Source organism: Pseudomonas sp. AB6, from assembly GCF_034314105.1.
Classification (GTDB): Bacteria; Pseudomonadota; Gammaproteobacteria; order Pseudomonadales; family Pseudomonadaceae; genus Aquipseudomonas.
In genome coordinates this window covers 606945-621665 of the sequence record NZ_JAVIWJ010000001.1, presented here as the reverse complement: position 1 = coordinate 621665, position 14721 = coordinate 606945, and the positions used below count along the sequence as shown (strand labels likewise).

12 protein-coding genes and 2 pseudogenes are annotated in these 14721 nt (G+C 53.4%); 6 read left to right on the top strand and 8 right to left on the bottom strand.

The window, feature by feature from the left end; translation table 11 throughout:
• Positions 1 to 63: 63 nt before the first annotated feature.
• From RGW60_RS02880 to RGW60_RS02860, 5 genes are all read right to left on the bottom strand, one after another.
• Positions 64 to 876 carry a TIM barrel protein gene (locus RGW60_RS02880; RefSeq protein WP_322201965.1) on the bottom strand — a complete coding sequence of 271 codons (813 nt, stop codon included), beginning with the start codon at positions 874 to 876 and terminating at the stop codon, positions 64 to 66.
• Positions 877 to 911: 35 nt separating this feature from the next.
• On the bottom strand, positions 912 to 2429 hold the full coding sequence (locus tag RGW60_RS02875) for a CoA-acylating methylmalonate-semialdehyde dehydrogenase (RefSeq protein WP_322201963.1): 1518 nt from the start codon (positions 2427 to 2429) through the stop codon (positions 912 to 914).
• Positions 2430 to 2453: 24 nt separating this feature from the next.
• On the bottom strand, positions 2454 to 3263 hold the full coding sequence (gene iolB, locus RGW60_RS02870; protein ID WP_322201962.1) for a 5-deoxy-glucuronate isomerase: 810 nt from the start codon (positions 3261 to 3263) through the stop codon (positions 2454 to 2456).
• Positions 3260 to 4183, bottom strand: coding sequence for a myo-inosose-2 dehydratase (gene iolE / locus RGW60_RS02865; RefSeq protein WP_322201961.1), 924 nt, complete (start codon positions 4181 to 4183; stop codon positions 3260 to 3262). Before iolE ends, iolB begins: the two co-directional genes overlap by 4 nt.
• A 78-nt stretch (positions 4184 to 4261) precedes the next feature.
• Positions 4262 to 6199: a bifunctional 5-dehydro-2-deoxygluconokinase/5-dehydro-2-deoxyphosphogluconate aldolase gene (locus RGW60_RS02860; protein WP_322201959.1), complete on the bottom strand. Its 1938-nt coding sequence runs from the start codon at positions 6197 to 6199 to the stop codon at positions 4262 to 4264.
• Between the two features lie 285 nt (positions 6200 to 6484).
• On the opposite strand from RGW60_RS02860, the gene RGW60_RS02855 reads away from it, so the two are divergent.
• The 3 genes and pseudogenes from RGW60_RS02855 to RGW60_RS23640 all read left to right on the top strand — a co-directional run bounded on the left by RGW60_RS02855 (position 6485) and on the right by RGW60_RS23640 (position 8929).
• Entirely contained in the window at positions 6485 to 7384 is a 900-nt protein-coding gene (locus tag RGW60_RS02855; protein ID WP_322201957.1) for a MurR/RpiR family transcriptional regulator, read from the top strand.
• 228 nt (positions 7385 to 7612) lie between these two features.
• Positions 7613 to 8374, top strand: a pseudogene (locus RGW60_RS23645) (PAS domain-containing protein); the annotation flags it as partial.
• Between the two features lie 123 nt (positions 8375 to 8497).
• Positions 8498 to 8929, top strand: coding sequence for a methyl-accepting chemotaxis protein (locus RGW60_RS23640; RefSeq protein ID WP_407074056.1), 432 nt, complete (start codon positions 8498 to 8500; stop codon positions 8927 to 8929).
• A 35-nt stretch (positions 8930 to 8964) separates the two neighbouring features.
• Here the strand turns inward: RGW60_RS23640 and clsB are convergent, their stop codons facing one another.
• On the bottom strand, positions 8965 to 10206 hold the full coding sequence (gene clsB / locus RGW60_RS02845; protein WP_322201953.1) for a cardiolipin synthase ClsB: 1242 nt from the start codon (positions 10204 to 10206) through the stop codon (positions 8965 to 8967).
• Positions 10207 to 10359: 153 nt separating this feature from the next.
• On the bottom strand, positions 10360 to 11277 hold the full coding sequence (locus tag RGW60_RS02840; RefSeq protein ID WP_322201951.1) for a DUF72 domain-containing protein: 918 nt from the start codon (positions 11275 to 11277) through the stop codon (positions 10360 to 10362).
• A gap of 272 nt (positions 11278 to 11549) precedes the next feature.
• Here RGW60_RS02840 and RGW60_RS02835 point away from each other — a divergent pair.
• Positions 11550 to 11645: pseudogene (locus RGW60_RS02835) on the top strand (general stress protein); the annotation flags it as partial.
• A 108-nt stretch (positions 11646 to 11753) separates the two neighbouring features.
• Positions 11754 to 12260: a DUF4142 domain-containing protein gene (locus tag RGW60_RS02830; RefSeq protein ID WP_322201947.1), complete on the top strand. Its 507-nt coding sequence runs from the start codon at positions 11754 to 11756 to the stop codon at positions 12258 to 12260.
• A 31-nt stretch (positions 12261 to 12291) separates the two neighbouring features.
• Here the strand turns inward: RGW60_RS02830 and RGW60_RS02825 are convergent, their stop codons facing one another.
• Positions 12292 to 13431, bottom strand: a complete 1140-nt coding sequence (locus RGW60_RS02825; protein ID WP_322201945.1) for a hypothetical protein — start codon at positions 13429 to 13431, stop codon at positions 12292 to 12294.
• Positions 13432 to 13933: 502 nt separating this feature from the next.
• Here RGW60_RS02825 and RGW60_RS02820 point away from each other — a divergent pair.
• Complete coding sequence (locus RGW60_RS02820; protein WP_322201943.1) at positions 13934 to 14476, top strand: cytochrome b; 543 nt, start codon at positions 13934 to 13936, stop codon at positions 14474 to 14476.
• Positions 14477 to 14721 lie beyond the last annotated feature (245 nt).

Genomic DNA, 14721 nt, shown 5'->3' with positions numbered 1-14721 from the left:
CCACAGGAGTGCTCGACACTGACCGTTGTGGGTGCAGGCTTGCCTGCGAAAAGGCCTGCATATTCAACCCTGTAAATAGGCCATGCTCGCCGCGACCGCCTGCGTGATATCCACCAATTCGTGAACGCTGTCAGCAAAAGGTTCGAAGGACAGATGCCCCACGTAGCCATCGCGCAGCAATCGATCAATCTGCATCGAATTGCCGAGAATATCGCCCTCACCCACCAGCACCCGGTGCCCGTCGCGAAGCCCCGCCAGCGGTACATCACGGTCTTCGACACCGGAGATGTGTACCAACCCGGTAAGGTCAGCGAAGAACTCTTTTTCGTTCGCAAGATGGTGGTGAAAGGTGTCATGCACGACTCGAAACACATCCAGCCCACCGGTAGCGGTTATGGCATCCACGGCCTGACGTTTGAGACGCAGCGAGCATTGCGGAAAACCCAGCGGCTCGACGAAGCCGAAGATATCGTACTCGCGCAAAATAGGTGCTAGCTCACTTAATGCGGTCCTTAGTCCCAGCGTTCGCTCACCGGCAGTCCGTAAATCGGAGGGGCCGTTGAACGGGCACAAGACCAACGCTTCGGCGCCGCAGTCCCGTGCGAAGGTCGCCAACTTCAGCGCCTGCGTCCGACGCTCGTCGTTCCAGACATCAAACGGGTACAACGCATTGATCGACAACACCCGAATACCGTGGGTCTGGCACTGTTCGCGGATGCTATCGGGCGGGGTGCCGCCCTCGATTCCGATACCCTTAAGGTCGTTGCGAAGTTCAATCGCATCCGCTTTCAGCGTTACTGCCAGATCAATAAATTCCGACAGCGAAAGACGTGGCGCAACCATACGATTCAGAGCGAAACGCAGGGGATGGCTCATTATTTTTATTCTCCTAAACGAACGCGGACGACAGATTATTTAGCGGTGGGCATACCAAACTCCGGACCTTTGACGATGCTGTCTGGCCAGCGCTGCATTACGCTTTTGTAGCGGCTGTAGAAGCGGATGCCCTCTTCGCCATAGGCGTGGTGATCGCCGAATAGCGAACGCTTCCAACCGCCGAACGAATGCCAGGCCATAGGCACCGGAATCGGTACGTTGATCCCGACCATCCCGACCTTGATCGTGCGCGCGAACGCACGCGCAATACCGCCATCGCTGGTAAAACACGACACGCCATTACCGAACTCATGGGCGTTGATCAACGCCACAGCGCTGGCGAAATCCGGCACCCGAACAATGCCCAGCACCGGACCGAAAATTTCCTGCTTATAAATAGTCATTTCAGGGGTAACGTTATCGAACAGCGTAGCGCCAACAAAGAAGCCCTCTTCGGCACCCGGGACGCTGAAGTTGCGGCCGTCAACGATCAGTTCCGCGCCTTGCTCTACACCTTGATCGATGAAGCTCAAGACTTTGCTTTTATGCTCGCCAGTGACTAACGGACCCATGTCGATGTCGCGTTGCATGCCGTTGCCGACCTTGAGTTGGTCGATGCGCGGCAGCAGTTTTTCGATCAGTTGGTCGCCGACGTCACCAACCGCCACTGCGATGGAAATCGCCATGCAGCGCTCGCCGGCAGAGCCGTAAGCAGCACCGATCAAGGCATCGGCGGCCTGATCGAGGTCGGCGTCTGGCATGACGATCATATGATTTTTGGCCCCACCCAAGGCCTGTACACGTTTGCCCCGCGACGTACCCTGTTGGTAGATGTATTCGGCAATGGGTGTCGAACCGACAAACGAAATTGCTTCGATATCGGGGTGTTGCAGCAAGGCATCAACGGCCGCTTTGTCGCCCTGAACCACGTTGAATACACCGTCTGGCAAACCGGCTTCACTGAGCAGACGCGCCATAAACAGGCTGGCCGAAGGGTCGCGCTCGGAAGGCTTGAGAATAAAAGTGTTACCGGTGACCAAGGCCATGGGAATCATCCACAGCGGCACCATGACCGGGAAGTTGAACGGCGTGACCCCGGCGCAAACGCCCAGGGGTTGGCGCAGGTTCCAGTTGTCGATGCCGCCACCGATGTTATCGCTGTAATCGGTTTTCAACAGGCTCGGCGCACCACAGGCAAATTCGACGATTTCAATACCACGGGTGACCTCACCTTTGGCGTCGGAAAACACTTTGCCGTGTTCGCGGCTGATGATCGCTGCCAGCTCATCATGGTGTTGATCCAGCAGCTCTTTGAATTTGAACATCACGCGTGCGCGGCGTAGCGACGATTGATCAGCCCAAGCCGGAAACGCGGCCAACGCTGAAGCCACGGCCTCGTCCACGGTTTTCGCGCTGGCCAGCGCGACTTGCGCTTGCACCTTGCCGGTGGCCGGATTGAACACATTGCTGTAGCGCTCGCTGCCTTCGCGTTGAGCAGAGCCGGTAAGCACTTGGCCGTTGATGTAGTGACCAATAATCGGAGTGTTGCTCATGCCGCTGTTCCTTATCGAATAGGTTTAAAGATCCAATAACCAGCTGTGCTGGGGATCGTTGTGGAACTGCCAGGCGCGTTTCGGACCGGCCATCACGTTCAAATAATACGACTCGTAGCCATAGGGCACGCTGACCGGGTGATAACCCTTGGGCACCGTGACCAAGTCGTTGTTCTCCACTGCCATAGTTTGATCAATGCTGCGGTCGTCGGTGTACACCCGCTGAAACACATAGCCCTGCGGCGGGTTGACCTGATGGTAATAGGTTTCTTCCAGAAAGCTTTCGTGGGGCAAGTCATCCTGGTCATGCTTGTGTGGCGGGTAGCTGGACGAATGCCCGGACGGCGTGCGCACTTCCACCACCAACAGCGAATGCGCAGGCTCTGTGTCGGGAAGAATGTCGCACACATAACGGGTATTAGCGGCTTTACCTCGGCTGCTACGTTTCATGCTTTCAGGGCGGATCAAGCGTGCCGGCAGTTGCTTGGCAACATCGCCGGCGGCGGAGCACACGGCAATTTGTACTGCGCTGAGTGCGATCACCTGAGCTTGACTGTGGGGCGGCAAGTACACGGCGAAGGGGGATTTGTCTTCGAACACCGAGTGCCGATCGCCAATGTTCTGCCACTTGAAAGCGGCCTGCCCCGGCGCCTCGCCGGTCACATCAACCCGGCCACTAAGCAATACCAGGCACAGTTCTTTCTCACCGGCACTGACCGGTAAACTCTCACCGACACTTAAACGATAAGCGGCGAAGCCGACGTACTCCAATGCACCGTCTGCCAGCGCAACGACGTTGCGGCCTTCAGCGTTACTTTTCACCAGCAGGTTCATGACCAAGCGCTCCTGTGTTGGGCATCGGCGAGCAAACTGCGCAGGGTCTCACAGCCTTTTTTGGCATAGGCATAACTGGGCGCGACCGCCGGGTCTTGCTCGGCTTCTACCACCAGCCAGCCGGTGTAGTGGGCGGCCAACAAGACGTCGAGCAAAGCAGCGAAATCAATGTCGCCATCGCCCGGCACGGTGAACGTACCGTTGATGATGCAGTCCGGAAAACTCCACAAATGGTTGCGCGCCAGTTGCACCACTGGCTTGCGTACGTCTTTGAAATGCACGTGGCAAATCCGGTCGATATGTTTTTTCAATACCTGCAGTGGCTCGCCGCCCCCCATGTAGCAATGGCCCGAATCGAACAGCAAGCCGACTTCGCTGCCGGTCAGGGCCATCAGCTTATCGATGTCCTGGGGCGATTCAACGTAAGCGCCCATGTGATGGTGATAGGCCAAACGTACGCCGCGGGATAAAGTGAAACGCGCCAACTGGGTTAGCTTGTCGGCGTACTCCTGCCACGCCCGATCACTGTAAAAACGTGGTCGCTCGACCAATGGAATGCGCTGCCCTTGAATTGAGTCAGCGACTTCGCCGTATACCAAAACCGTAGCGCCGTTTTCTGCAAGCAACTGCACATGCGAGGAAATGGCCTCGATTTCCTCAACCACCGAACGCCGCGCCAAACGACCGGAATACCAGCCAGAGACCAGCGCCAGTTCGTAGGGACGCAACACATCGCCGACGCCTTTGGCGTCTTTAGGGAACTTGCCGTTGAGCTCAAATCCTTCGTAGCCTATTTCCGCGCCTTCGCTCAAGGCAGTACTCAGCGGCGTTTCGCCACCGAGTGCAGGTAGATCGTCGTTGCTCCATGAAATCGGGTTAATGCCGATCCGGATCGCTGAATGGGTGTTCGAAGTGGGCATGGGTGCACCTGTATGTCGGTATCAACTAAACGCTGGTTTTGGCTGGATGAACGACTCAGCTCAGTCATCGCGACCGCATCAGGCTCTCGCCTCGCGCCAGGATTCGATCAAGAACGTGAACGTACGTTGCACGTGGCTTATCAGTGTCGCGTCATCGATTTCGTTCGCCATCCAGGCGCGGCTGGGCTCTTGGAAAATCGTCCGGCCAACGGCAAACCCCCGGCAACAGCGGCTACGGCTAGCTTGTTTAAATCCTTCGGCCAGCGCTTCAGCCGGCGCATTGAGGCCCAGCAACACAACGCCGCGGCAATACGGATCGCGCTCGCTGATCAACTCATCTAGCTGTTGCCACACTTGGGCGGTCTGTGACTCGATTTTCCACCAGTCCGGAAAAATTCCAAGGTTGTATAGGCGTTTCAACGCGCGATAGAGCACATCGGGATGGGTTGAGGGGTGATCCTTTGGCGGGATGACTTCCAGCAACAATTCATGACCGCTGGTTTGCGCAGCGCGGTACAAGCCCATGAGTTGGGCTTCTTGCTCCAAACGTAGCAACGGCTCATCGTCGGGATGAAATTGCACCAGGCATTTGATGATCTGTTCCTTAGGCCAGGCCAGCAAATTGCTGCCGATGGAACGGCCGTGTTCAAACGCCAGCGGTCGCGAGCCCTGCACTTCCACCGGACGAGCAATCCACCAGCCGCGCCCGGTGGCGCTGTTGAGTGAATCTTGACCGAAGCGCTGATCAGCCAGCAACCCAACGTCGGCGTCGATCCTCCGCTGGCGCAAATCCACTTCAACCCGCTCTACCGCCTGAATAAACAACTGCTTGAGCTGAGCAATGCTGTCCAGATCCCGTCCGGCTTTCTGCGCCAGTTCCACCAGTTGTCCTCGATGGTCGAAGGCGAAAATAAACAGTGGCTTCCATTGCTTGCGCGGCACGCTGACCTGATGCAGTCGTTGCAGCACGGCGTCTTGATCCGGGCGCGTGATTGGCTCCTTGCTGTTAAATAGGTAATCCAGTTCCGCCAGGGTCGGCATGGCCGGCGCACAAGCGTGGCGCGATACCACCAGCCCACCGCAGGCATTGGCTAATTGGCAGCAGCGTTGATCGCTAGCCTCGTCCAGCCAGCCCATGAGAAAACCCGACATGAACGCATCACCTGCGCCCAATACGTTCAAGACTTCGACCCGAACACCGGGGTAAATGTCGCCGTGCTCCAAACGATCAGGAATCGCCCCGTGAATCACGGTACAACCCTGCGGGCCCAGTTTCACCACCAAGGTTGCGGCGGTCAGGTCACGCACTTTGCGCAATGCGCTGAGCAGGTCTGTGCCACCGCCTGCGATCAGAAACTCTTCTTCAGTGCCGACGATCAGGTCGAAGCGCGGCAATATACGCTGCACGTGCTGGCTGACTTTTTGGTCGGCAACAAAGCGGGTCTCGCCATCAGACTTGCTCGCCAACCCCCACAACACCGGTCGGTAGTCGATATCGAGGATACGTTTGACGTTGTGTTTTTCCGCATAGTCCAGCGCCTGGCTGCTGGCCTTGAACACGGGTTCGGTCGAAAAATGTGTACCGGTAATCAGCAGGGCTTTGCTGGAGGCAATATAGGCTTCGCTAATGTCTTCACTACGCAGCGCCATGTCGGCGCAGTTTTCACGGTAGAACACTAACGGAAATGTTTCGCGGTCCTTGAGGCCCAGCAACACCATGGCAGTAAGTCGTTCCGGGTCGGTTTTTATGCCGCTGACGTCGCAGCCTTCACGCACCAATGACTCGATCAGAAAGCGCCCCATGTGGTCATCACCGACCCGGCTGAGCATCGCCGACTTGAGACCCAGGCGGGCGGTGCCAAAGGCTATGTTTGCGGAAGAGCCGCCGAGGTATTTGGCGAAGCTGCTGACGTCTTCAAGTCGCGCACCGACCTGCTGCGCGTATAGATCAACGCCGAGACGTCCGAGGCAGATCAGATCCAAAGGACGACCAGTGGAAAAACGTGTCTGAACCATGCTGGCTCCTATTATTTTTATCAGCCTGCGATTCACGCGAGGGCGCACGCATCGCTTTGGGTAGATGCAGACTAGAACGTCTCGTGGCGTCAATCAATATTTATTCTATAAATTATTTATGTGGAATATTTTTTCCATTAATGTGTAATGGAACAGCACATGGTCCTAAAGAGGCGAGGCTATAAATAGCCAGCCCTGTAAACTAAGCCGTCCATTGTCAGGGGCATGGGCGCCTCGCCTGTCCGGCCGCGCCTTATAAGAACAAGTCTGAGAAGGAACCACCGTATGTCCAGCATCGATCAGCAGACAGTAACCAGTGCCGATACGCCTTTGAATGCCGAAAGCCTGCTCAAGCTGATCACCACCGAATACGAGAGCTTGCCGCGTCAGCTCAAACGTATCGCGACCTATATGACTCAGCAAAGCGACCGGATCATGGTTGACCGGATCAGCGATATTGCCCGTGAATGCGAAGTTCATCCATCAGCCATCGTGCGGTTCTCCCAACGCTTTAGCTTCAGTGGCTTCAGCGAAATGCAAGCGTTGTTTCGTGAGGCCTACACCCACAAAACCACGCCTGCTCAAAACTACCAACAGCGAATCCGCAACATGATCGCCAATAAGTCGCAAAAAGCCAGCGGTGGAGATCTTGCGCGCGAGTGCGTGAATGCGACGCTGTCCGGGTTGGAACGGTTGGGTGCCGAGTTGGACGACGTGGTGTTCGACACAGCGGTAGATTTAGTCGTTAACGCTGACAATATTTACGTGGTTGGGGTGCGCCGCTCTTTCGCGGTGGCCGACTACTTGGTGTACAACCTGCAACACACCAACAAACGCATCCATCTGATTTCCGGTCTAGGTGGCAGCTACCGCGAACAGATGCGCAGCGTACGCGCCAACGATTTGGTAATCGCCATTAGCTTTACCCCATACGGCAAAGAAACACAGCATTGCTTGCGAATCGCTCAACACAATCAGGCCAAGACCTTGATCATTACAGACAGCAACCTCTCGCCGTTGGCCAAACGCGCCAACGCAGTGTTACTGGTTAACGAAGGCAGTTCCTTTGCATTCCGCTCGCTCAGTGCAACGCTGTGCTTGTGTCAGGCATTATTCATAGCGGTCGCCTATCGACTGGAGTTGAAGGTTGATCAAATACACGAGCAGGTTGGGTTTGATGATTAATTACACCCGTACGCGGCACTCAACCTATTCCAAACATTAGAAAACTATTCAAACGCATATTCAGTTGTACAGAGTTGTTTTTTTGTACAACTAATTATGGCGATTTTTGTAGAACCGCACGTATGATAGCTTTCTTGCGACAGGCAACGCAGTAGGCCGCACTCCGCCCGGTTGACCATGTACCAGGAACTTGTTACCTCCCTACCGTTTTCCTGAGTCGAGTTCAGCATGCTATTCAACGCGCATAAAAAAGTTATACAGGATCTGCAGCATGTCATTGCTCAACAGACGAGTTTGTTACAAGCCATCGATCGTTCTATGGCAAGTATTGAGTTCGACTTAAATGGCGTTGTCTTGAGCGCCAATGAAAACTTTTTAAACACCATGCGCTATCGTAAAGAGGATCTGATCGGTAAAGAACATCGGCATTTCTGCACACCTGAATATGTGCGTAGCAGTGACTATGCTCAACTGTGGGCGCGTTTAAGGGCCGGTGATTTCGTGACGTCGACCTTCCTTCGGGTTGCGGGTGACGGCGAGCCGGTCTGGCTTGAAGCGAGCTATAGTCCCGTTAAGGATGCATCCGGCAAAGTGGTTAAAATCGTCAAGTACGCCATGGATGTAACTGAGAAAATTCAAACCGAAAACGAAACAAAAAACAAACTTCAGGCTTTCGATCGCGCGATGGTTGAGATTGAGTTCGAGCCCAGTGGACAAATTTTGACCGCTAACGAAAACTTCCTGAAGCGGATGGGCTATAGCCTCAGCGAATTAAAAGGCAAACACCACCGGATGTTCTGCCCACCCGAGGTCATCAACTCAACCGACTACGAAGAATTCTGGCGCAGGCTGAACAAAGGTGAATTTTTCAGCGGACAGTTCAAGCGCATGGACAAACATGGTCAGACCGTTTGGCTGGAAGCTAGCTATAACCCGGTATATGACGCCCGCGGCAATCTGAACAAAGTGGTCAAGTTTGCATCTGACATCACCGACCGAGTTGTAAAACACGAGCAAGACGCCCGTAGCGCCGCTCAGGCTTATCACATCTCTATTGAAACTCAGAAGGTCGCGGAGGTAGGCACCCGAGTCATTCAACAAGCGGCGAGTGAAATGCGCCAAATATCGCTAAATATTGAAGACTCCTCTCGAATCGTTGCCCAACTGGGTGAGCGCTCGAATCAGATTACCGCCATCGTCAACACGATTCGCAGCATTGCAGACCAGACCAACTTGCTGGCCCTCAACGCCGCTATCGAAGCTGCGCGGGCCGGTGATCAAGGACGCGGGTTCGCGGTGGTCGCCGACGAAGTGCGCCAACTGGCAGCGCGTACCAGCCGCTCAACAGCGGAAATTTCGGAGATGATCCAAGTCATCCAGACCGAAACCCAGTTGGCCATTAGCAGCATGGACAATACGCGGTCGACTGCCAGCCGCGGTGTTGAACTGGCCGACCAGGCGGGATCGGTCATTGTGCAGATCAGCGCTGGCGCCAGCGAAGCTGTGGCGGCAGTGAAGATGTTTGCTCGCCAGGAAATGAGTTGAGATTGAGGGTGAACGTAACGGACAGGCTTAACTGTTCACAACGATTCTTCGCGATCATCCTGTCTGACTTGCGGTGCCGACTCAACCGCAGATCCTGCCACGCTTAACGGTTTGAGCCGCAAAGCGTGTGCGGGTAGCAAACCGGCGACGGCTGGAAAATGCCGCAGGAAGTGAAAGCACAGAAAAATCAACGGAGCACGCCACCACTCCCGGCGTCTGGCCTGCTGAAGCGTTACTTGCCGGCATTGTGTCAACATCAATTCACGCAAGTGTTTGTGCAATTTCTGGTTAAGAGCCTGATCACGGATGAACAGGTTCGCTTCAAGGTTCAATGACAGGCTCAAAGGGTCAAGATTACTTGAGCCCACGGTGGACCACTCCTGATCAATCAACGCCACGTTACCGTGTAGCACCCGTTGCGTGAATTCGTGGAGGATCACGCCCTCACGCAGCAGGTAGGCATACAGCATGCGCGAGCACATCCGAACCAGGGGCAGGTCCGGTTGCCCCTGCAAGATCAGATTCACTTTGACCCCACGGCGCGCCGCGTTTCGCAGTTCTCGCAAAAATCGATAACTGGGAAAAAAACATGCATTGGCAATAGTGACCCGCTGGTTGGCATTTCGAATCGCCAGCATGTATTGCTCTTCAATGTCGGCGGTGTGCTCTGTATTGTCGCGAACGGCTAACAGCATCCGGGCACTGCCAGTCTGATGCTGAACGACGTGTAAGGGTCTCATTGCGCCACGCGTTGCGGACCTGACAAGGCTCAGGCTGGACTGATAGATGTCCGCAACCACGGGGCCGCGTACCAACAGTGCGTAATCTTGCTTGGCTGTCGGACCGGTGTCGCTCATGTGATCAAGGCTATAGTTGGGGCTACCAATCAGGGCCAGTTCTGCATCGATTACCACAATTTTGCGATGCAAGCGGTAAAACAGCTGAGTCCGTTTACCCAGCATTTGCGAGCGCTGGCCGAACAACTCCACAAGCACCCCGGCACGGAGCAGTTGTGCCAAAAACTCCGGATTCAAATCCGAGGTGCCGTAATCGTCCATCGTTAACACTACCCGTACACCGCGCAAAGCCGCCTCGATCAACGCTTGCTGTAATGCTTCTCCTACCCGGTCCTGAACGATGATGAACGTTTCTAGCAGTACCTCTTTTCGCGCGGCCCGAATGCAATCAACTACTTGGGCGAAAAAATCTTCGCCATTGATTAGCAACTGCGCTGAGTTACCGTCACGCCATTGATATTGGGCACAGGAGAGTTTCACAAACGCACCTCCACCGCCGATGGCGCGCGGCCAGAAAGATGGGACCAAGGTCGATGATCAGGGCCTTGGTTAAACAGGTCGTAGCATTGCGCAGAAATCCGATCCAGTCGCATCAGCACAGGCCAGCCCTGCCTGCGCAATAGGGTGAAACGACTAAAAATTAACGCCTCGCATATCACCCGGCGCCACTTCAAGCCCCTCTGCCAAGCCAAACCGTTCGAGCAGTTTACGAGCGTCATACGGCGCGCGGACCTTGATGTCGTTATCGAAATAGCAATAAACATCGCGAGCTTTTCGCTTGAGTGCGCTCTTGGTGCTGACCAAGTGTGCATCTTTGGGCTGCGTCCCCCGATGCCAAGCGTCGATACGATCGCCCCAACGCGTGATCGCAGCCGGCGTATAGCCGCTTTCATAAAGTGCCTTTTCGCCGTGCAACCGCAGGTAGACGAAATCGCTGGTGAGGTCTTCCAGGTAGGGCCATTTACCCGCCGTATCCGCGACCACTAACGCCACATTGTATTTGCGTAACAGCGCGATAAATTCATCGGTGGCAAAACTCGCGTTTCGTATTTCCACGGCATGACGCACGGTCCCAGTACTGGGTATATCCAGATAATCAGGTTTTTTCATACGCTCATCACATTGTTTCGCGCAGGCCTTAGCTTGCATCGTGGTATGCGGCAGTAATGACAAAAAATGTTCGAATTTTTCTACATTGAATTTAAATGAAGGGGGAAATTGCCAAAGAATCGGGCCTAATTTCTGTTTGAGTTGAAAGATGCCAGAAGCGAAGAAATTAGCCACCGGTATTTCAACTTCGTCAAGGCGTCGAACGTGGGTGATAAATCGCGGACCTTTAATGCTGAATACAAAGTTGTCGGGGGCGTCGGCCCCCCAACGGGAGTAAAGGTCCGGCGACTGCAAGGAATAGAATGAACCGTTTATTTCAATACTGTTCACAGCGCGGGAAGCAAATTTGAGCTCATTTTTTTGAGTCAGTTTTTCGGGATAAAAATCACCCCGCCAAGGCACGTAACGCCACCCAGAAATACCGATGCGAATCTCGCTCATCTGTCCGATACTCAGTGTCCGATATCATCCCGTATGAAACCTGTAATCCGCGCGGGTTCAACGAATATCACTCGTTCCAGTAGTGAAATCGATTCAGCAAATTCGCCCTATACCGTCTATCGGCTGCCCGGCTAAATGTTTAAACCATTTTCGCTGAACGACTTCACACATTGACGAGGGCTAATCCTCGTTACCGACTCCACATTCGAGGTTGATTGATCATGCCAAACAGCAAAAAACCAGCTGGCGATAGCAAACAATCTGATACCAACAAAAAAGGCAGCGGCTCGGGTGGCAACTTTGCCAATGATCGTGAAAAGGCTTCCGAAGCCGGAAAAAAGGGCGGAAGTTCGAGCGGGCATAAATAAATAAGCGCTTGGAAGGGCTGTTTATTTATTTTTTATGTATAAAAAGGGCGGGATCATCCCCGTCCTTTTTTGAGACTGCGGTCCTTATTGGCTTGAGGTATGGAACTTATGAAACTACATGCTCACACCCTTGGCGCCACCGGCCTGGCCTTACTGCTAAGTTTAGCCACGGTTTCTGCTTATGCGGGGGCCCCCGAAACTTTCGTTGAAGAGGCTTCAGCCAAGGGCATGGCGGAAATCCAAACTAGCCAACTGGCCATGGATAAATCTAAATCAGCAGACGTTAAAAGTTTTGCACAGATGATGATCACCGATCATACCGACGCTAATCAAAAACTGGCCGCTATCGCCACCGGGCTTAACCTGAAAACAGCCAGCGATGCCGAGATGATGGACAAGGCCAAGAAGATGATTCTTAACTACCGTGACGGGTCTTTCGATAAGGCTTACACCACCAACCAGGTAAAGGCTCATCAAGCGACCATCAAGTTGTTCCAGGACGAAATCAAGACCTCGAAAACGCCAGAACTGACCGCTTTTGCTAAAGCAGCTTTACCAACGCTTCAGGATCACTTGAAGATGGCCAAGCAGTTACAGGCCAAGTACAACAAATAATCTCTGTTCGAGCGCGTCGCGCTGACGCCTTTCAACTGCGGACCGCGCGCTTGGCGTGGTTCGCAAAATCGCAGTATTTGCGGCCCAGCTCGTCTGACCATTGATGAACATCCTGCAACTTCATATGAGGCATAGAAAAGCCCAATAGCGTTTCCATAATCGACATGGGTTCACGCTCAAAATTGACACTAGCGTCGGCGTTTATTGAGTGAATCCCGTCCCGGGTCTGACATTTATTATTGATACTAATGGCGTCGTTGCGGGAAACGTCATGAGGCAGCGAAAGCAATACTTTGCCCATGCCGATCCGAACAGGATAGCTTCCTGGTAAGCCATTGGGACCAGGTGCGTGAGCTTCTACCTCGTCAAAGGAAACAATACTGTTAATCACCGTCAACGCCGAAGCCGCCGTAAGCGACTGGCCGGCTACCCCGCCGGTGTGACGAAAGTTCACGAAGGCGCACTGGAAAATCTCCGAATCTGAAAACCGCCCTGAGCATTCCATGCCGCTAATCCGGTAGGAGAGCTTACAAACGCTCGGCTTTTGCAGCATCGCCTGCGGTAGATAATGGCTGAAATAATGTTTACCGACGATTTTGACCTGAACCTGATCGACAGGGGTCGAGGCCATCGTCGCAATTGCCATGCGCACAGCCGGAACCATATTAGCTGCGGTTCCCACTCCTATCACCGGTGCCAAGCCGGCTTTATCCAATACCGCGTTAACGGCATCAGGAAACGCCGCATTGACGGTTATTGCCCGAGACCCTGACAACTTGACCGCTCGCATCAAGTCGTAAGCAGGAGCAAGGTGCATCGGTAACCAAGGCCCTGGTTGCGATAGCCCAAGCTCATACCCATAACACCTAGGTAGCTCGTCAATTGTCTGCCGTGAGTGCAATGAAGCGCAGTTAACAATGACATCGGGCCTGATCCGGGTAAGAACATCGGCTACCTTATAGATATCGTTAAGGTCCGCCTCAACAGCGGTAATCGAACTCATCACCTCAAGTTGCAAGGTCGTCAGCTGTACTAAATTGCAGAGCCGGGTGGTTTTTTCCAGATTACGACTGGCCACATATAGGTGAAAATTGTTGCGAAGCGCCAACATCTGAAGCAGTTGAAAGCATAGATTTCCAGCACCCACGATGAGAACTTTCTTTCTGTCCATGGTTTTTTTTCGCTCACGTTGCGGAAAGAAGTAAATTCCCGAAAATGTCTAATTGAATCAATCAAACAGCAACGATGGATCACTGCAATTTTCATCCATGGTGGTTATATACGACGCTTATAACCAAAAATGCTAGCTTGCTTCTATTAAGGCTATGCCGATTGTCCAATAAATTCGAGGAAACGTTAAAAGCTTGGATCCAATGGCTGTGAATGTCAAAGCAGACAAAATGATTTTTAAGTATTAATTGCTATAAAAAAACTTTAAATGATGTTGATTCGCATGCTGATAAAACTGTCGGGAATAAAATATAGAAATAGATTTGTGCTTAGAAATATCATCCAATTGAGCGGAGCTACGGGAGGTTCGTCATAAAAAAAACGCTAGAGGGCCGCTGCGCTTTTTGTTCGGACAGTTTTCCTGTCATGGTGGTCTTGACGTTAGTCGTCGCGATTTCGCGCATACACACGTTTTGCATAAATAATTGACCAAGGAATCTACTGTGAATCAACCTTTGCTTACCCCGCGCTACAGCGCCAAAGCCCGCTGGTTACACTGGGTGATGGCTGCGCTGATCGTTCTGGCATACATCCTGATCCTTAGTCGAAGTCAGTTCGCCAAAGGTTCTGACCCAAAAATGTTCGTGACCCAGACTCATTTCTGGGTCGGAATCTTGATTTTACTAATGGCTTTTTTCCGCGTCGCCGAGCGTCGCCGCAACGCCCCTCCTAAAATTACCCCACCGCTGCAAGGCACTCTTCAGATCATTGCGAATTTGTCGCATTACGCGCTGTATGCCTTTCTATTTGCTCAGCCGCTGTTAGGTTTGTTTAGCGTATGGCTGGGCGACGGCAGTGTGCCTATTCCGCTGACATCCCTGTCAATACCTTCGCCGTTCGCCCTATCGCAACCCACCGCCGACTCACTTGAGGAGTTGCATGTATTGCTCGGGACGATTTTTTATTACGTGATTGGCTTGCACATCATAGCGACACTCTGGCATCACTTTGTGCGGCGTGACGACACCGTGAAACGCATGGTTTAAGCGCATACAACCATTTTCATCCCGGGCGCAACCTGTTTAGACCCGATCAGCTTTTAACATTGGTACAGAAGCCAGCCCGCCCAATAAAGCAGCCCTGATCACCAATGCGATCAGGGCACTGCTAGCCCGATTCAGTATCACGCTCACCGCTCTACAGTCTCCACTGCCTATCGCCCCCATGCATTAGACCCCCAACCTTCCCTACAACGGCGAAATCACGCTGATATCAAAAAAAGCTGGCTCTA